General features: G+C 64.0%; 8 protein-coding genes and 1 pseudogene. 8 read left to right on the plus strand and 1 reads right to left on the minus strand.

All coding sequences use genetic code 11. The features are described from left to right. Nucleotides 1–248: 248 nt before the first annotated feature. The 8 genes and pseudogenes from ACCQ15_RS09345 (at nt 249) to ACCQ15_RS09380 (ending at nt 18,995) form a co-directional block, all read left to right on the plus strand. Nucleotides 249–1,949: a ShlB/FhaC/HecB family hemolysin secretion/activation protein gene (locus tag ACCQ15_RS09345; RefSeq protein ID WP_008573340.1), complete on the plus strand. Its 1,701-nt coding sequence runs from the start codon at nt 249–251 to the stop codon at nt 1,947–1,949. Between the two features lie 70 nt (nt 1,950–2,019). Beyond that, entirely contained in the window at nt 2,020–11,511 is a 9,492-nt protein-coding gene (locus ACCQ15_RS09350) for a two-partner secretion domain-containing protein (RefSeq protein ID WP_372381441.1), read from the plus strand. 48 nt (nt 11,512–11,559) lie between these two features. Next, nucleotides 11,560–12,662 (plus strand): IS3 family transposase gene (locus ACCQ15_RS09355; RefSeq protein ID WP_372166127.1). Its coding sequence is split into 2 segments (ribosomal slippage): nt 11,560–11,818 and nt 11,818–12,662, totalling 1,104 coding nucleotides; the frame shifts between segments, so codons are not numbered across the junction. 23 nt (nt 12,663–12,685) lie between these two features. Beyond that, a pseudogene (locus ACCQ15_RS09360) lies at nt 12,686–13,939 on the plus strand (hemagglutinin repeat-containing protein); the annotation flags it as partial. Between the two features lie 135 nt (nt 13,940–14,074). Then, entirely contained in the window at nt 14,075–14,359 is a 285-nt protein-coding gene (locus tag ACCQ15_RS09365; protein ID WP_109298355.1) for a hypothetical protein, read from the plus strand. A gap of 28 nt (nt 14,360–14,387) precedes the next feature. Further along, nucleotides 14,388–14,888, plus strand: a complete 501-nt coding sequence (locus ACCQ15_RS09370) for a TspO/MBR family protein (RefSeq protein WP_218507316.1) — start codon at nt 14,388–14,390, stop codon at nt 14,886–14,888. 589 nt (nt 14,889–15,477) lie between these two features. Then, a complete protein-coding gene (gene thrA / locus ACCQ15_RS09375) occupies nt 15,478–17,985 on the plus strand; it encodes a bifunctional aspartate kinase/homoserine dehydrogenase I (protein WP_372381442.1) in 2,508 nt (835 codons plus the stop codon). Beyond that, nucleotides 17,982–18,995, plus strand: a complete 1,014-nt coding sequence (locus ACCQ15_RS09380; RefSeq protein WP_372381443.1) for a homoserine kinase — start codon at nt 17,982–17,984, stop codon at nt 18,993–18,995. Before thrA ends, ACCQ15_RS09380 begins: the two co-directional genes overlap by 4 nt. 74 nt (nt 18,996–19,069) lie before the next feature. On the opposite strand, the gene ACCQ15_RS09385 is transcribed toward ACCQ15_RS09380, so the two are convergent. After that, nucleotides 19,070–19,384 carry an EthD family reductase gene (locus tag ACCQ15_RS09385; RefSeq protein WP_008571555.1) on the minus strand — a complete coding sequence of 105 codons (315 nt, stop codon included), beginning with the start codon at nt 19,382–19,384 and terminating at the stop codon, nt 19,070–19,072. Nucleotides 19,385–19,433 lie beyond the last annotated feature (49 nt).

A 19,433-nucleotide genomic window follows, 5' to 3' on the forward strand; every position in this document is an offset into this window, starting at 1 on the left:
TACGACATAACTCGGAGCCTTCACAATCAATGGATCCGTTTTTTTAGTGATTTTCATCACAAAACACTGACGCTCGGGTTTTTCTTACAGGGTTTCCCCGACACTACGCATTGACCGTTTTTTAACATTCCGTCACAGTCGCACCGCACTCAGCGTGCTCAAGGGTGGCGCCGCCGTTTTGGTGGCCAGGCACGCTGATGCGGGTGACGGCGTGCAGTATCGCGACCGCCGCACAGGGGGCATGACAGATGTGGATGCGATCGGCGCCCTTGGCACTGGCGGTTTGCCTGTGGGCGGTGGCCGGGCTGGCGGCTGCACAACAGTCGGCACCGACAACGCTGGATCGGCAGGAGCAATTGCGCCAGGCCGAGGAGATTCAGCATCGCCAGGAACAGGAGCGCCAAGCGCCCTTTGCCGGCCCGCGCGAGGACGCCGACCGCGTGGACGCGCGCAGCACCGTGCTGCCCAAGGAAGACCTGTGTTTTTCGATCACCCGCTTGCGCCTGTCGGGCGCAGGCGATGATGCAACGCGCTTTGCGTGGTTATGGAAGTCTCTGCGCCGTTACCAAGGTCGCTGCATCGGGCGTGCCGGCATCGACATCATCCGGCGCCGCGCCTTGGATCAGTTGGTCGCACGCGGATTGGTCACCACGCGCATCGGCGTTCCGGAACAGGATCTGTCGCGTGGCGAACTCCGTTTGGAACTGCTGCCCGGCCGCTTGCGCGAGGTGCGCGTGGTGTCCGACACCGAAGGCGCGCACTGGAAAACGGCATTGCCGCTCCGCAGGGGGGACTTGCTGGATCTGCGTGCCATCGAGCAGGCGGTGGAGCAGTTCAAGCGTCTGCCGTCGCAGGACGCAAAGATCGATATCGCCCCGGGCGAAGCACCAGGCGAATCGGATCTGGTGATCACCCTGCAGCATGGGCGACGCTGGCGCGGTGTGGCTAACGCCGACGATTCCGGTGTGGAGGCTACCGGCCGTGTGCAAGGTGGGTTGGACGTTTCGCTGGATAACCCACTGGGGCTCAACGATCTGCTCAGCATTGGCTACAGCCATGACCTGGCCACGCGCGACGAAGAACGCGGCACACGCGGCAACAGCCTGAGTTACAACCTGCCTTGGGGATGGTGGACGTTCGCGCTGTCGGCATCGTCGTACCGCTATCACCAGCGCGTAGACGGTTTTTTACAGACCTTCCAGTCCAGTGGCGAGTCCAGCAATGCGCAGCTGGATATTCAGCGCGTGCTGCATCGCGACGGCACCAGCAAGACTTCGGCCGGTGTGGTGATTGGCCGGCGGCGTGCGCGCAGCTATCTGGATGGCGTGGAGATCGGCATCCAGCGCCGTGATACCAGCAGCGCGGAGTTCTACTTCACGCATCGGCGCTATCTGGGCGCGATGCAGCTGGACATGCGTCTGGCGCATCGGCGCGGCACCCCGTGGTTCAACAGCCAGTGGACCGGCTACGACCCGCAGATCGGCTTCCCGACGTTTCGCTATGCCGTGAGCACGCTGGACGTGAGCACGGCGCTGCCGTTCAAGCTGGGCCCCGTGCCGATGGCGTGGGAAAGCAGCCTGCGTGCACAGACCGCCGGCGAACTGCTACTGGGTTCCGAGTTCGTCACCATTGGTGGCCGTTACAGCGTGCGTGGTTTCGACGGTGAAGCGACGCTTGGCGCCGAAAAAGGCGCGTATTGGCGCAATACCTTGAGTTTCCCAGTGCAGCAGATTGGGTTGACCCCGTATCTGGGCCTGGACGCCGGCCGCATCGATGGCACCAGCGCCAGCGGGCTGCGCGGTCGCAGTTTGGTGGGCGGCGCGGTGGGCCTGCGTGGCGGTTGGTTCGGTGCCAGCGTCGATGCGTTTGCCGGTTGGGCGATCCACCGCCCCGATGGATTTGCAAGTGCGCAGCCGGCCTATGGCGTGCGTGTGATCTACCAGTTCTGACACGGATCGCGTCGCCAGCCGGCTACGCGTTTGTTGATTGATGACGCCAACAGGCGGCGAGAGAGAAACGATGGATAACGAAGCGATGCGCGTGCGTGGTTACCTGGCCGAGCAGGGCAAGCGGGCGCTTGCACTGTTGCTGTGCTGCACGATCACCTGGACATCGTTTCCGGCATGGGCGCAGGTTGCGCCAACCGCCAACCCTGGAGGGCAAACGCCAGGCCAGCAGGTTGCTGCCAATGGCGTGCCGGTGGTGGACATCGTCGCGCCCAATGCACGCGGCATTTCGCACAACCGCTACAGCAACTTCAATGTCGGCCCGAATGGGTTGATCCTCAACAACAGTGCGCAGATCTCCAAGACCGAGCTGGGCGGTTACGTTGCCGGCAACAACAACCTGCAGCGTAGCGGTGCCGCGTCGCTGATCCTCAACGAAGTCACCTCGGCCAGCAGCCGCCTGCAGGGCTATACCGAAATCGCCGGTGCGAAAGCGCAGTTGGTGATCGCCAACCCCAACGGCATTTCCTGCGATGGCTGCGGCTTTCTCAATACCTCGCGCGTCACCCTGACCACCGGCACACCGAACCTGGGTAGCGATGGTGCGTTGAACGGTTTCAGCATCACCGGCGGTGCGCTGAGCATCGGTCGCAACGGTCTGGACGCATTCAATGTGGATCGCCTGGATCTGTTGTCGCGTCAGCTCAGTGTAGACGGCTCGATCTGGACCAAGGAGCTGGTTGCCGCCGCTGGTGCCGGACGGGTGAGCTACGACGGCATGCTGCTGGACGTCCTGCCAGGTGCCGACGGCGGCCTTCCTGCGATCGGTATCGATGTGGCGCAATTGGGCGGCATGTATGCCGAACGCATTCGCCTGATCGCCACCGAAGCCGGCGTCGGCGTGGTGAGCCGCGGCACATTGGCTGCGCAAAGTGGCGATCTGCAGATCGACAGCGCAGGGCAAGTGAGCCTGGGAGGCACCACCGTCGCGCGGGATGCTGTGAATGTGCGTGCCACCGGCGCGCTCGATCAGCGTGGAGTGCTTGGCTCGCAACAAGGCGACGTGTCCCTGCGTGCTGCAAGCATGACGCTTGCAGGCGACCTGGTGGCCGCCGGTGCACTGGATGCGCAAGCCGGTGGTGGGGTGACCCATGTTGGCCGCAGTAGCGCGGGGTCGATCCGTCTGTTCGGCTCGGAATTGAATGCCGATGGCAGCCTGCACGCCGCCGGCGCCCTGGATCTAGGCGCCGATGGGCTCTTGCGCAGTGGTGGCGTGGCCTATGGCGGCGCGAGCGCGAATCTGCGCGCAGCGCAGATTGCGTTGTCCGGTACCTTGCAGAGCGGCGCGACGATTGCACTGAACGCCAATACCGTCGACGCACTGGGCACGCTGGATGCGGCAACTGCGCTGCAGATCAACGGCAATGGCAACGTGCGTGTGGCTGGATTGGCGCAAGCCGGGCAGGGGGCTGATGTGCGCGCGGGTGGGCGCCTGGAACTGCAGGGAAAGCTGATCGCAGCCGATGCGCTTGCATTGAACGCAGCGTCGATCGACATCGCACAGCGCGCTGCGGTGTCTGCAGGCAACGATCTGGACCTGCGTAGCGCCGGTGCAGTCAACAACGCAGGCAGTGCGTATGCCGGCCGCGATCTGCGGCTACAGGCTGCCAACCTCACCACTGCGGGTAGCCTGTCTGCGACACGCGATGCGCAAGTGGTGGCTACCGGCCAGCTGCTCAACAGCGGCACCGTTGTCGCAGGCGACGCATTGACTGTGGACGCTGCGCAACTGGCAAGCAGCGGCGATATCGGCAGCCAGCGTGGCGATGCCACGCTGCGCAGTCGCGGCAATCTGCGCCTGAGCGGCAATACCGTCGCAGGCGGCGCATTAGCAATGGATGCCGCAAGCGGCGCCCAGGTGTCTGGTACCGTGAACGCGGCCAGCGTCGACTTACGTAGCGGCGGTGATGCCAGCTTCTCCGGCACGCTGCAGAGCACGCGTGGCGCGCTGACGGTTGTCGTGGAAGGTGAGCTTGCAAGCGATGCCGTCGTACGTTCGGCAGGCGCGCTCGATCTGCAGGCCGATGGCGCGCTGCATCAGCGCGGCCAACTGCACAGCGATGGCGCGTTGCAACTGCGTGGCGGCAGTGTCGCCCACGACGGCGTCATCGATGCTGGCGGCGACCTGCGCATCGCCAGCGCTGGGGCGTTGGCATTGGACGGCACCGTGCAGAGCGCAGGCAGTACTACCTTGCAAGCGGTCGGCGCGCTGGATAACAGCGCAAAGGTGATCGCTGCTGGTCCACTGGAGGTGGATGCGGCCAGCCTGCGCAACGCGCAAGGCGCGGCATTCTCGTCTGGCGCCGATGCGCAGCTGCGTACTGGCGGCGTGCTTGAGAATGCCGGCAGCCTGTACGCTGCCAACGCATTGCAAATCAATGCCGATTCCTTCACCCAGGGTGGAAGCGTCAGCTCCGGCAACACGCTTTCCGCAACGGTTGTCGACACGTTCGACAATACCGGCAATGTGGTGGCACGCAATGGGCTGCAGATCGATGCTGGCCACTTGCGCAGCAGTGGCCAGCTGGGCAGCGAAGCTGCAGGCGTCGTATTGGGCAGCCAGGGCGATATCGCATTGCAAGGTGTGGTGGCTGCCGCAACCAACTTGCAGGCCACCGCCGCGGGCGATCTTCAGCAAGCCGGCTCGCTGAAGGCGCAATCGCTGGCGTTGCGTGCCGGTCACGACCTCACCGCGAGCGGCACGCTGCAATCTGCCTCGACTTTTGACCTACAGGCGCAACGAGCATTGACCTTCGCTGCGCAAGGCCAGGCTGGTGGCGACATCGGCATGCGCGCTGCCACGCTGACGACAAGCCAGGATGCGGTGTTGCAGGGCGCCGGTGCGATTGCATTGGATAGCGGCACGATTTATAGCCGCGGCAAGCTCGATGCAGGCAGCGGTCTGCGTGTGCGTAGCCTGGGCGACCTGACGCTGGCGGGCGTTGCGCAGGGCAGCGGCGATGTTGAGCTGACGGCTACCGGGGCGCTGACCAATGCAGCGCAGGTCTTCGCCGGGCGCACCTTGACCGCGCAGGCACATAGCCTGGAGAACACCGCTGCCGGCGTATTGGCGGGCGATGGGGATGTGGCACTCACCGCGGCAGCACAGTTGAACAACGCCGGCCGCGTGCAGGCAGCCGGCGACCTGCAGATGACGGCGGCAAGTCTCGATCAGAGTGGCAGTGCATCTGCCGGCAGGATCTTGCACGGCACAGTCGCCGGCACGCTGGATAACCGCGGCAACCTGATCGCCAGGGACGCGCTGCAGATCGATGCAGGCACGTTGCGCAGCAGCGGCCAATTGGGCAGCGAGCTGGCCAGTGTTGCGTTAAGCAGCCAGGGCGCGATGCAGCTGGACGGTGTGGTCGCCGCCGCGACTGCCTTGCAGGCATCGGCTGGCGGCGACCTGCAGCAAGCTGGCTCGCTCAAGGCGCAGTCGATTGCCTTGCAGGCCGGGCAAGACCTCACTGCCAATGGCAGCCTGCAGTCTGCATCCACGCTGGATCTGCAGGCACGACGCACGCTTGCATTGAACGGCCAGGCATCCAGTGCTGCCAATGCCACGCTCAATGGTGCAAGCATCACGACCAGCGCTGCGGCGATGCTGCAGGGCGGTGCGTCGATCAGCTTAGCAGGCGACAGCATCGATAGCCGTGGCGCGCTCGATGCAGCGAATGATCTGACTCTACGCAGTGGCGGCGACTTGATGCTGGGCGGCGTAGCGCAGGCCGGCCGCGACATTGCGCTGACCGCAGCAGGTAACTTGAACAACGGTGCCCAAGTGATCGCCGCGCGCGATCTGAGCGTGCAGGCTGCCAGTGCCATGAATGCGTCAGACGCAACCCTGGGCGCCAAGCGCGATCTTCGTGTCGATGTTGCCGGGGTATTGGATAATCATGGCAGCCTGCATGGAGAGCAAGGCCTTTCGCTCAATAGCGGGTCGCTGCTGCAGCGCGGTCGTGTCTATAGCGGCGACGCGCTGTCGATCGCCACTACCGGCGCATTCGAGAATGCAGGCCAGTTGGTCTCCGGCAAGGATCTGAGCATCACCGCGGGCAGCATTGTCAGTAATGGCCAGCTGGGCTCGGTGACCGGCGCGCTGACACTGGCCAGCCAGAACGACATCGCGTTGCAGGGCGTGGCATCTGCCGCGACCACGTTGCAAGCCGCTGCAGGGGGCGACCTTTCACAGGCAGGGACGCTCAGCGCACAGATCGTCGCGCTGCAGGCCGGCCGTGATCTCGTTGCCGGTGGCACCCTGCAATCGGCTTCCACGCTGGCCTTGCAGGCACAGCGCACGCTAAGCTTGAGCGGCCAGGCGCAGGCTGGCGCCGACGCCAGCTTGCGTGGCAACAGCATCGCGACCGCTCGCGATGCGGTGCTAAAAAGTGCTGGCGCCATCGCCCTGGACGGTGCGGCAATCGATAGCCGAGGCACGCTGGATGCTGGCACTGACCTTGCGGTACGCAGCGCCGGTGATCTTTCCCTGGCGGGTGTTGCGCAAGCCAATCGCGATGTCGTGCTAAGCGCCAGCGGTGCCTTCGGCAACGCCAGCCAGGTCTTCGCAGGCCGCGACCTTTCGCTACAGGCAGGTTCGATCAACAATGCAGCAGCTGGTGCACTTGCCGCAGCGGGGGCCATCACGCTGGCGACAGGTGCACTGCAGAATGCAGGCAGCCTGCAGAGCGGCGACGATTTGCGTATCACCGCAGCCAGCATGGACCAGAGCGGCACTGCCGTCGCCGGCAAGGCCTTGACCGCCACGGTCACCGGCACATTGGATAACCGCGGCAGTCTCATCGCCAAGGATGCAGTGCTGGTGGAAGCGGACACGTTGCGTAGCAGCGGCCAGCTCGGCAGTGAAGCGGCGGACGTGACGTTGACCAGCCAGGGCGATATGACCTTGCAGGGCGTGGTCGCTGCAGCCAGCACGCTGCGAGCCACCGCTGGCGGCGATCTGCAACAGGCCGGTTCGCTCAATGCGCGGTCCGTCGCGCTGCAGGCCGGGCGCGATCTCGCTGCTGCAGGCACGCTGCAATCGGCATCGCAGCTGGATCTGCAGGCGCAACGCGGACTCACGTTGAACGGCCAGGCGGTATCCGCAGCGAACGCAACCCTGCGTGGCGCGCGGATCGCGACCGGGCAAGCGGCAGTGCTGCAAAGCGGCGCCGCGATCAGCCTTGACGGCGCAGCGATCGACAGCCGTGGTGCACTCGCTGCCGCTACCGACATCAATCTACGCAGCACCGGCGATCTGGCGGTTGCCGGTGTGGTGCAGTCAGACCGCAACGTGGTGCTGAGCGCAACCGGTGCGTTGACCAACGCCGCGCAGGTCGCGGCCGGTGGTGGCCTGACTGCGACTGCTGCCAGTGCCAGTAACACCGCGACGGGCGTGCTGCTTGCGCAAGGCGATGCCACGCTGTCCATTGCTGGCCTGCTCGACAACGCCGGTGCCGTGCGCGCCGGCGACCAACTTTCGCTTGGTGTCGGATCGCTACGCCAGACCGGTCAGGCCTATGGCCTGCAGCGGCTTGGCGTTACCGCCAACGGTGCAGTGGATAACCGCGGCGATCTGATCGGCGGCAATGGTTTGCGTGTGGAAGCAGGGCAGCTGAGCAGCAGTGGCCAGTTAGGTAGCGAGCGTGGCGATGTGGCATTGATCAGTCGTGGCAACCTGCAGCTCGATGGCCGCTTGGCCTCAGCAGGGGCGCTCACGGCACAGGCCGATGGTGCGCTGACGCAAAGCGGCAATCTGAGCGCGGCCAGCACACTCGACCTGCGCTCCAAAGGCGACCTGACGGTTGCCGGGCAGGTCGCGGGCCAACAACTCACGCTGGTCAGTGATGCGCTCGTACGCCAGCAGGGCACTGTCAGCGGGACGACCGTCGCTGTGCAAGGTGCGCGCATCGACAACGCCGGGCAAACCACCGCAGCAGGCAATCTAAGCCTTCGCGCAGGCGAGATCGGCATCACCGGTACGGTGGGTGCCGGCATTAACGCAGACGGCAGCCTGGGTAGCGGAAGCACGCTCAGCCTGCTTGCCGATCGTCAGCTCACTGCCTCCGGCGCACTGCTGGCAGGCGGTAATCTCACCGCGCAGGGCAGTCAGCTGCAGTTGGCTGGCACCACCACGCGTGCCACCGGTAATGTCGCACTCTCTACTGGCGGTAGCCTCGATCATCGTGGCGGCAACCTGCTTGCGGGCGGAACGCTCACCGTGCAGGCCGCCGGCGCTATCGACAATGGCGGCCTCAACACTGTCGGCGGGCAACTTCAGGCTAACCAGCTGAATGTGGACGGCGGCAGCCTCAGCAATGTCGGCGGTGGTCTGGTGCAGAGCGGCGCGGGTGCGACGCGCGTGGTGATCGGGGGTGCCATCGATAACACCGCAGGCACGCTTGCCAGTAACGGTCAGGATCTGACCATCACCGCTGCCAGCATTGAAAATGCGCAGGGCCGTATCGAGCATGCCGGCGCAGGCACGCTGTCGGTGACCAGCCGCGGTGCACTCGGCAACGGCAGTGGACGCATCCTGACGCAGGGCCAGTTGACACTCGGCGCCAGCGGCGCCCTGAACAACCAGAATGGCGCCATCGCTGCGGCAGGCGACGCAGGCGTGAGCGCAGCCAGCCTCAATAACTTGGCAGGCTCGGTGTCGGCCCGGACATTGAACGTGCAGAGCGGCGACGCAGTCGATAACCGTAACGGTCTGCTTCAGGCCAGCGGCGGTGCGTTGACCTTGCGTGCCGACAGCCTCAGCAATGCTGGCGGTACTGTGCAGGCGGTTGCCAATGCGAGCGCAGGCGGCGGTTTGCGGGTGGAATTGAACCGCGGTCTGGACAATGGCAATGGCACGATCGGTGCCAGCACCGATGCAGTGATCACTGCAGAAAACATCAGCAGCGCCGGCGGCAATCTGCAGGCCGGCCGCGACCTCGGCATCACTGCACGGGGCCAGTTGGACAATCATCAAGCCGGCAAGCTCAGCGCCGGCCGTGATCTGAACGTCGCAGTCACCGGTGCCTTGCTCAACAGCGGCGGTCAGCTCGATGCGGGCAACACCTTGACCGCATCCGCTGGACGGATCGACAACACCCAAGGCAGCATCGTCAACAATGGCGGTGGCCTGACCCGCATCACCACCGGCGGCGCATTAACCAACACCAACGGCAATCTGGGTGGGCGCGGCAGTGTGGTGATCGATGCGGCCAGCATCGCCAACACGAGCGGCCAGTTGGTGGCAGGCGGCGACCTGATCGCCAATACCAATGCCTTGAACAACCAGGGCGGCAGCGTTTATGCCGGCGCCAACTTACTGTTGCAGCGCGCAGGTGCCACGCTCGATAACCAGAACGGCAAGATCAAGGCCGAGCAATCGGTTCGCCTGAATCTGCAAAACCTGAGCAATGCCGGTGGCCAGATTGGCGCAGGCAGCGTCACCGGCGGTGCCGGCGATGTGGTCATCGACACGGTCGGTTTCGACGGTGGCGGCAGTATTCTCGCGCAAAACCTACTGGATCTGACCCTGCGCAGCGATTACACGCACCGCGCCGGCGCCGACCTGGTCAGCAACGGCAATTTCAACCTGCGTGTGGGTGGCAACCTGGTCAACGAGTCCACGCTCAAGGCGGCGCGCACACTCGATATCATCGCCAGCAGCATCACCAACCGCGGCGGCGCCAACATCGTCTCCAACGATACCCGCCTCAACGGCGGCAACGTCATCGACAACGCCGGCAGCATTTCCGGCAACGGGGCGTTGTCGCTTGCTGCCAACAGCGTCTACAACACCGGCAGCATCGTCGGCGGCAATGTCTCGGTGAATACCGGTACGTTGGTCAATGGCGCAGATTTTGGCGGTGCGACGGGCAACGCTGCCTACGGTTCGGCATTGCTCGGCTCCACCGGCAATATGAACCTGATCGTGCGCGATCAGCTGCTCAATCGCGATGCGCGCATCTTCAGCTTGGGCAATATCGCCATCGGTGGTGCGCAGGATGGTGGTGGCACATTGGTAGCGCGGACCGGGATGGTGAATAACCTCTCGGGTAGTATTGAGGCTGATGGCAGTATTTTGATTGCGGCCCAGCAGCTCAATAATCGGCGTCGCGTGATTAACACCACCAGCGTCTCTACCGATCCCGGCAACGACGGCGTGTATTCGGGTGGTGAACTCATCCAAGGCAAAGCGATTAGGAACCTCCAGGGAGCCCGGGCACCTTATCCTTACAAGGGGCTCGCGCCGGGAATTTATCGCAACTATCAGGTCATTCAACAGGAGCAATTGTCTTCGGCAAGCGCTGAGGGACGCATCGCGGCGGGCGGGAACATCCTGTTGTCGGGAAGCGTCACGAATGATGCCTCGACAATCGCTGCGGCAGGCCTGTTCGCTGCCAACCAGCGAGGTCTTGGCGGACTCTCGGATGGGATGATCTTGGGAAGCGAGCAGCTGCTCAACCAAGCGCTGGCCTTGAATCAAACGGTTCGACAAAGCGATGTGGAACATATCGTCACCGCGATCACCAATGACTGTATGCAGCCTGTTGGGCAGAAGGTCGTTTGTTATTACGAAGAAGAAGACCAGAGGCTGAGCTCCTCAACGACCAATAGCAGCTATATCGCCCTAGGCGCCAGCATGACCGGCAACCAAGGCGTCAGCATCAATGGCGCCAATATCAGCAACGGCGCTGTCGGAAGCGATGGTCGCGTTATCAGTGGCGCTGCACTGCGTGGTGTAGGCGCACAAGGTGGCTTGAATGGTCGCACCGCGCAAAGCGCCGGTGGAGTGGGCGGCCAGGCAGTGGGCGGCCGTGCCAACGGCGGCGCGAGCAGTATCCAAGTTGCCACTGGCACCAGCGGCAGCGCAGGCACGCACGTCGGCGCCAACACGCAGGACGCCACGCTGGCCACATCGGGCGGCATCGTCAAGATGTCGGTCGCACCGGTCATGTCCAACGACCGCGGCCTGGTGCGCAGCAGCGTCGATCAGACAACTGTGCAAGCCACCACAGCTGGTAGCAGTGTCACGGCAGGTGCAAACGAAACCCGCACGCGTGTCGACCCCGCCACCATTCCCGTCACCAACATCGTTGGCGGCGGCCAGACCTCGCTGACGCAGATCGATCTGCCCATCGGCGGCCTGTATCGCCTGTCCAACGGCGCGGCCACCGATCGCACCGCGATGGGCCGCGCAGCAATCGGCCTGGGCGGCATCAACGCGTGGCGCAGCAACGGCCCGGGCCGTCGCTACCTGATCGAGACCGACCCGCGCTTCGTCAATTACGACAACTTCATCAGCAGCGATTTCCTGCTGGACAAGCTGGGCGTAGACCCGGAGTGGACCCAGACCCGCCTGGGCGATGGCTTCTATGAGCAGCGTCTGGTGCTGGACCAGATCACCCAGCTCACCGGTCGTCGCTATCTGGGCAATTACGCCGATGGCGTGGCGCAATACCGCGCCTTGCTGGAATCCGGTGTGGCCGCTGCGACGTCCCCCCAATTTTGAGTAGCACCTCAGTTTGGAGTCCAATTCCCTACCCCAAGGAGATTGGACGTGAAGAAGCGTTTTTCTGAAGAACAGATCATCGGCTTCCTGCGCGAAGCTGATGCCGGTGTGGCGATCAAGGATCTGTGCCGGCGGCATGGCTTCAGCGAGGCCTCGTATTACCTGTGGCGCAGCAAGTTCGGCGGAATGAGCGTGCCCGACGCCAAGCGGCTCAAGGATCTTGAGGCCGAGAACGCGCGGCTAAAGAAGTTGCTGGCCGAGCAGTTGTTCGAGAACGACCTGATCAAGGATGCGTTGCGAAAAAAGTGGTGAGCGCACCGGCGCGTCGTGCGCTGGTGCGCGAGTGGATCGGGCGTGGTGCCAGCGAGCGTCGCGCCTTGGCGGCGATCGGCATGAGCGCCAGCGCGCTGCGCTATTGCCCACGCCAAGACCGCAATGGCGAACTGCGCGAGCGCATTCTTGCGTTGGCGCATCGCCATCGCCGCTACGGCGTGGGGATGATCTATCTCAAGCTGCGACAGGAAGGACGCCTGGTGAACTACAAGCGCGTGGAGCGGTTGTATCGCGAGCAGCAGCTACAAGTGCGGCGCCGCAAGCGCAAGAAGGTGCCGGTTGGCGAGCGTCAGCCGCTGCTGCGGCCAGCGCAGGCCAACCAGGTGTGGTCGATGGACTTCGTGTTCGACCGCTCCGCCGACGGCCGAGTGATCAAGTGTCTGGTGATCGTGGACGACGCAACGCACGAAGCGGTCGCCATCGAGGTGGAACGCGCGATCTCCGGGCACGGCGTTGCGCGCGTGCTGGATCGGTTGGCACACAGTCGCGGTTTACCGAAGGTGATCCGCACCGACAACGGCAAGGAGTTTTGCGGCAAAGCGATGGTCGTCTGGGCACATGCCCGTGGTGTGCAACTACGGCTAATCCAACCCGGCAAGCCAAATCAAAACGCCTATGTTGAATCGTTCAACGGCCGACTACGCGACGAATGCCTCAACGAGCACTGGTTCCCGACGTTGCTGCACGCGCGCACCGAGATCGAACGCTGGCGACGCGAATACAACGAGGACCGACCGAAGAAAGCAATTGGCGGCATGACGCCGTCCGCTTATGCCCAACATCTGGCAAACACCGATATCATCAACCCCGGACTCTAAACCCGACCGCTACTCAGGGCGGGGGGACGTCGGCTGCAGGCCAGCTGCAATTGAGCATGGGTGTGGGCTTGACGGCCGCGCAGGCCGCTGCACTCACGCAGGACATCGTGTGGATGGTGGAGCAGGAGTATCAGGGCCAGACCGTGCTGGTGCCGGTGGTGTACCTGGCTTCGAACTCGCTGCAGCTACGTGGCAACGGCGCATTGATTGCCGGCGGCAACGTCGAGCTCAATGCCACCAACACCCTGAGCAACCAGGGCGTGATCGCTGGTGCCGATGTCAGCGTCACCGCCGGCAACCTGCTCAACCAGGGCCGTATCAGCGGCACTGGCAGCGTGGCGTTGGAAGCGCGCAACGACCTGCTCAACCAGGGCCAGATCCAGGGCCGCGATGTCGCGCTGGCCGCTGGCAACAACCTGGTCAGCGAAGCGTCCAGGGCCATCAATGGCGCCGGCATCCTGTCGGGCATCAGTGCGGGCAACGCCCTGCAGCTGTTCGCCGGCAACGACATGACGCTGACCGGCACCCGCGTGCAGGCAGGCGGCAGCGCGGCCTTGATCGCGGGCAACAACCTCAGCCTCACACCCAGCGCCTTGCGCGACGACAACGGCCTGCTGCGTGGTGGTGACGCCGTGTCGGTGACCACGGGCAAGGACCTGATCGTCTCCGCAGGCAAGGACCTGCAACTGCACGGCGTGACCATTGCAGCCGGCGGCAGCGCAGCGCTGCAGGCAGGCAACAACCTGTCGCTGACGCCGACCACCGGTCTGGACGGCAAGGTCGCCACCCGCACCAACATCAGCACCGGCGACAGCCTGCAACTCACCGCGGGCAACGACCTGACCATCCGGCAGGCCGAGGTGAAGGCAGGCGGCGATCTGATCGCCGCAGCGGGCAACAACCTCAACGTCGAGTCCGTGCTCAACGAGACCGAGACCAACAGCTACAACGCGCGCAACGGCAAAACCCGCGTCACCACCACCACAGCCACGCAGACCATCGACCAGCAGGCGCTCACCGCTGGCGGCAACCTGATCCTCAGCGCCGGCAATGACGTCAATCTGGTCGCTGCCAAGCTTGATGCAGGCAAGGGCTTGGGCATCAGCGCCGGCAACGACATCAACGCCAGCACGCTGACCACGGTGGACACCAGCGATGTCCTGGAAACGCGCAAGCGCTTCAAGCAAACCACCAGCACGAGCGACGAAACCGTCCACGGCACCGAGTTCAGTGCCGGCGGCAACCTCGCTATGCAGGCAGGCAATGACTTAGCAGTCTTCAACAAGGCGCAAAGTATGGGGCAAGATGCCTGGGCCAGATGCAGGCTAATCGCAGCGTTCGTCTTACAGGGTGGTAAGGAAATTCCACTGCCCTGGCAGTGTTAAGGTTGTTGGCGTCGATGGAAATTGGCAATGAACACAGATCGGTTTAAAGAGAACTTCTTATCTTTTATGAACGGTTGCGAATTTATCTACAGTGAATTCAAGAATGGTGATTTCGGAGATCTTCAGAGAGTGGAGGTTGAAAGTTTTAACAAAATGGGGGCGGTTGAATTTTGGTCCTCAGGCTGGGTAGGAATTGATCTTGTCGATTGCGTTTCTGGAACCCAAGAAATCAGTGTGCTGCTTTCTCCGGAACAGCGAGATCTCGTTGATGGTGAGTTAAGAAGATTTGCCGACCTGATGGCGCGACGCTGACCAACGCTGATGCGAGGCTACAGCAGTCATGACCCAAGATCGTTTCAAAAAATTGCAATGGTTCGGCCTTCTAGGCTGGTTGGTGCTTTGCTATGCCGCAGCCGCGCTGGGCGCAACTGCATCGATCCAGGCCGCCAGCTTTTATGCGCAGCTGCAGCGGCCGGCGTGGGCACCGCCGGGCTGGCTGTTCGGGCCGGTGTGGATGGTGCTGTACGGAATGATGGCGGTGTCGGTGTGGTTGGTGTGGCGCCGTGGGAGATGGGCTGGTGCGCGCATGGCGCTGACACTGTTCGTCGTGCAGCTGGCGCTCAACGGGCTTTGGAGTTGGTTGTTCTTTGCGTGGCATCTGGGGGCGTGGGCATTCGCGGACATCGTGGCGCTGTGGCTCGTGCTGGTGGGCACCATTGGGGCGTTTGCGAAGAGGCACGCTTTGGCGGGGTGGTTGTTGGTGCCGTATCTGGCGTGGGTGAGCTTTGCGGCGGCGCTCAATTTTTCGGTCTGGCAACTCAACCCTCAGGTGCTTGGCTGATCTGCGCTGCTGACCTTGGCCCGCACCGACTCGGGGTCGCGATAGCGACGATCTGTTGCTTGATGCGAAGTTGTCTATTGCTTGAAGCGACCTGCTGCCTGCAGCGATGTGATGCATCGAACGCTGGCGATCCAGTCAGCCTATCGCGTCGGCCGAGCACACGACTCGACCAATGAAGGTTAGAAAGCTGCGCAGCATGGCTCTGCAAGGCCGGTCCAAAAGTTTCCATAGCAATCAATTGCTTGCACGCACAGTGCTTAAATCCCTGAGCAAAAAGGATTTCTGTTCCGTACGCCCAACGCATGCGCCTGCCCATTCACGCAATGCTTGACAGGCCTCGGCCCGGTGATGTCTTTTGCATGCATGGGTAACGCCTCCGCCACCGCTTCGCTTCTCTGCCAGCCGCTACTGCGGGCAGGTGCGGGCGTGGCCGGCATTACCACCATCATTACTACCGCCACCATTCGCCCGGTGCGGTCCGTCGTCTTCGCGTAACTTCCGAAAACAACGGCCCCGCACCCGGATCAGGATGCGGGGGCTTCCCTCTCTCATCCGATGCGGACGGGGCCTCCCCCAACGAGGTCTGTCGATGTCATCGCCCGCTGTTTCGTTCGAACCCGCTGCTGTTCTTGCGTCCTCTGCGCGCACTGTCGTGCACAAATTCGGCGGCACCTCGGTGGCTGATGCCGAGCGCTATCGGCATGTGGCGCAGCTGCTGCTTGCACGCGACGAGACGGTGCAGGTCACCGTGGTCTCGGCAATGAAGGGCGTCACCGATGCCTTGATCGAACTGGCCGAACTTGCGGCGAAGAATCGCCCCGAATGGCGCGAGCGGTGGCACGAAACACGTGCACGCCATCGCGGTGGGGCAGTGGCGTTGCTCGGCGAGCATTCCGGGCCAACGGTGGAGTGGCTGGACGAGCGCTTCGAACATCTGTCGCAGATCCTCGGCGCGCTTGCGGTCATCGGCGAACTGCCGCGCGAAGTGCTCGACCGCGTGCAGGGCCTGGGCGAGGTGTATTCGGCGCAGCTGCTGGGCGATCACTTCCGCGCGATCGGCGAGGACTGTGCGGTGCTGGACGCGCGCGACGTGCTGGTGGTCAATCGCGGCGAACTGGGTGTGGATGTGGACTGGGAGGCGAGTGCGCAACGTCTGGCAACCTGGCGGCAGGCGCATCCGCAAACGCGCGTGGTGGTCACCGGATTCGTGGCGCGCGACCGCGCCGATCGCATCACCACGCTGGGCCGCAACGGCAGCGATTATTCGGGTGCCATCTTTGCCGCGTTGTTCGATGCCGACGAACTGCATATCTGGACCGACGTGGACGGCGTGCTGTCGGCCGACCCGCGCGTGGTGCCTGAAGCGGTGCAACTGGAAACGCTGAGCTACGACGAGGCCTGCGAGCTGGCGTACTTCGGCGCGAAGGTAGTGCATCCGCAAACGATGTCGCCGGCGATCGAACGCGGCCTGCCGATCATCATCCGCAACACCTTCCAGCCCGAGCATCCCGGCACGCGCATCACTGCCAGCAGTGCGGTGAGCGGGCCGATCAAGGGGCTGACGTTGAGCCCGGATCTGGCGGTGCTGAATCTGGAAGGCACCGGTCTGATCGGGGTGCCGGGCACGGCCGAACGCGTGTTTGCAGCGCTGCGCACCGCGCAGGTGTCGGTGGTGATGATCTCGCAAGGTTCCTCTGAACATTCGATCTGCTGCGTGGTCAAGCAGCACGAGTCCGAGCGTGCACGCAACGCATTGCTGCAGGCGTTCGCGCATGAACTCACGGTCGGCCAGGTGCAGCGCGTGCAGCTGACCACCGGCATCAGCGTGCTGGCAGCGGTGGGCGATGGTATGGCCGGCCAGCCGGGTGTGGCGGCACGGCTGTTCGAGTCGTTGGGCCGCGCGCAAGTCAATATCCTGGCGATTGCGCAGGGCTCGTCCGAACGCAACATCTCGGTGGCCATTGATGCGGCGCACGCCACCAAGGCCTTGCGCGCGGCGCATGCAGGTTTCTGGTTGTCGCCGCAGACGTTCTCTGTGGGCGTGATCGGGCCGGGCAATGTGGGCGCGGCGCTGTTGGATCAACTGCGCACTGCGCAGCCACAGTTGCTGGGCAAGGCCAATCTGGATCTGCGCCTGCGTGCGGTGGTCTCACGCGGTCGCATGCTGCTGGACGAACGCGGGCTGGTCGGCGACTGGCGCGATGCGTTTGCATCTGCCGCCACGCCCACCGATCTGGAACGCTTCACCACGCATCTGCTGTCTGCGCATCTGCCGCATGCGGTGATCATCGATTGCAGCGGCAGCGCCGAAGTGGCCGACCGTTATGCGGGCTGGCTGGCCGCCGGCATCCATGTGGTCACGCCGAACAAGCAGGCCGGTTCCGGCCCGCTGGCGCGTTATGAGGCGATCCGCACCGCGGCCGATGCCAGTGGGGCGCGCTTCCGTTATGAAGCCACCGTGGGCGCCGGGTTGCCGGTGATCACCACGCTGCGCGACCTGGTCGATACCGGCGATGCAGTCACCTCCATCGAAGGCATCTTCTCCGGCACGTTGGCGTGGTTGTTCAATAAATACGACGGCAGCGTGCCGTTCGCCGAACTGGTGACGCAGGCGCGTGGCATGGGCTACACCGAGCCGGATCCGCGCGACGATCTGTCCGGCGTGGACGTGGCGCGCAAGTTGGTGATCCTGGCGCGCGAAGCAGGGCGCTCCATCAGCCTGGAAGATGTGCAGGTTGAAAGCCTGGTGCCGGAAGGGCTGCGTCAGGCCAGCGTGGACGATTTCATGGCGCGGCTCTCCGAAGTGGATGCGGTGTTCGCGCAGCGCCTGCGCGATGCGCGTGCGCGCGGCAACGTGCTGCGCTATGTGGCGCAGCTGCCGCCGGACCGCGCGCCCAGCGTGGGCCTGGTGGAATTGCCCGCCGATCACGCCTTCGCCAATCTGCGCCTCACCGACAATGTGGTGCAGTTCACCACGCGTCGCTACTGCGAGAACCCGCTGGTGGTGCAAGGCCCGGGCGCGGGGCCGGAAGTGACCGCGGCAGGCGTGTTCGCCGACCTGCTGCGCGTGGCGGCAGGCGAGGGCGCGCGACTATGACGCAGACTGTTGTCAGCCATGCCGGCGTGAGCCAGGCAGCGGTGGCGCAGGCGCATCGCTGCGATCGCGCATCTTTGGACAAACACGGCCTGCACGAAGCGCGCGCCTTCGCACCAGCATCGGTTGCCAATGTCGCGGTGGGATTCGATCTGCTCGGCTATCCGATCGATGGCATCGGCGACACCGTGACCGTGCGCCGTATCGAAGCGCCGGTGGTGCGCATCGCTGCGATTCGCGGCACGACGGTGGCGCTGCCCCTGGATGCCGAGCGCAACACTGCAGGCGCTGCACTCATTTCGCTACGTGCCGCCTTGCAGCTGCCTTATGGGTTCGAAGTCGAGATCGACAAAGGCATCGCGCTGAGCTCGGGCATGGGCGGGTCTGCCGCGTCATGCGTCGCGGCCCTGGTTGCGGCAAACGCGCTACTGGCCTCGCCATTGGATCACCACCAGCTCTACCAATACGCGCTCGATGGCGAAGCGGTAGCCAGCGGCAGCCGCCACGGCGACAATCTGGGGCCGCTGTTTGTAGGTGGTTTGGTGTTGTGCACGCTGGAACGCCTGGTGCCAATCGCGGTGCCACCCGCTTGGCATAGCCTGCTGGTGCATCCGGATGCAGTGCTGGAAACGCGGCGCGCACGCGAAGCCCTGGCCGGCAATTATCAATTGCGCGAGTTCGTCGCGCAGAGCACCAATCTGGCATTAGTGTTGGCCGGTTGCCGTGCCGGCGATGCAGACCTGGTACGCGCAGGCCTGCGTGATGTCCTGATCGAACCGCGTCGCGCCCCATTGATCGCCGGCTTCGCAGACGCCAAACAGGCAGCGCTGGACCACAACGCCCTCGGCGCCAGCATTTCCGGCGCCGGGCCAAGTGTGTTTGCCTGGTTTGAATCGCGTGCCGGTGCAGCGGCTGCGGCAACCGCAGTGCAGGCCGGGTTTGCGGCTGCAGGGTTCGATAGCCAGGCCTGGGTCTCGCCGATCGCAAGTCCTGCGGCGCGGTTGCTCGGATGAATCGGGACGCATGCAATGAAAACGCGCCGCAGGCAGCAGGCAGCAGGTCTGGCCTGCAGCTCGCCAGGCGCTGTTTAGTCGACGACGACTTCGCTGATCTGCATCACCGGGGTCAGGTCGGTGTAGTTGGCGATGTCGCCCAGGATCTCCGCCGCATGCGGCCCGAAGCTGGCATTGAAGGCTTCCTGCGACGCGCAAAAGATGTGGCACATCCCGATGAACGCCGGCGGGCTGCCGGCCTCGCCGCCGCTGATGCCTTTGTCCACCGTATATTTCAAACAGGCCGGCCCCATGCGCGCGCTCACCAGCGGCATGTGCTGGTCGCGGTAGTAGGCGTGATCGAAGCGGGCGCCTTCGCGGTACGGGTACATCACACTGACCTTGATCATCTGCCGACTCCACGGAAGGGTGCGCGCAGCATAGCCCCGCGCCATCGAC

This window comes from Xanthomonas sp. NCPPB 1754 (assembly GCF_041475725.2).
GTDB classification, from domain to species: domain Bacteria; phylum Pseudomonadota; class Gammaproteobacteria; order Xanthomonadales; family Xanthomonadaceae; genus Xanthomonas; species Xanthomonas euvesicatoria.

Coding starts and splice junctions, on each gene's coding strand:
- ACCQ15_RS09350 (WP_372381441.1), top strand. CDS start 2,020: ATGGATAACGAAGCGATGCGCGTGCGTGGTTACCTGGCCGAGCAGGGC.
- thrA (WP_372381442.1), top strand. CDS start 15,478: ATGTCATCGCCCGCTGTTTCGTTCGAACCCGCTGCTGTTCTTGCGTCC.
- ACCQ15_RS09345 (WP_008573340.1), top strand. CDS start 249: ATGTGGATGCGATCGGCGCCCTTGGCACTGGCGGTTTGCCTGTGGGCG.
- ACCQ15_RS09370 (WP_218507316.1), top strand. CDS start 14,388: ATGACCCAAGATCGTTTCAAAAAATTGCAATGGTTCGGCCTTCTAGGC.
- ACCQ15_RS09380 (WP_372381443.1), top strand. CDS start 17,982: ATGACGCAGACTGTTGTCAGCCATGCCGGCGTGAGCCAGGCAGCGGTG.
- ACCQ15_RS09385 (WP_008571555.1), bottom strand. CDS start 19,384: ATGATCAAGGTCAGTGTGATGTACCCGTACCGCGAAGGCGCCCGCTTC.
- ACCQ15_RS09365 (WP_109298355.1), top strand. CDS start 14,075: ATGAACACAGATCGGTTTAAAGAGAACTTCTTATCTTTTATGAACGGT.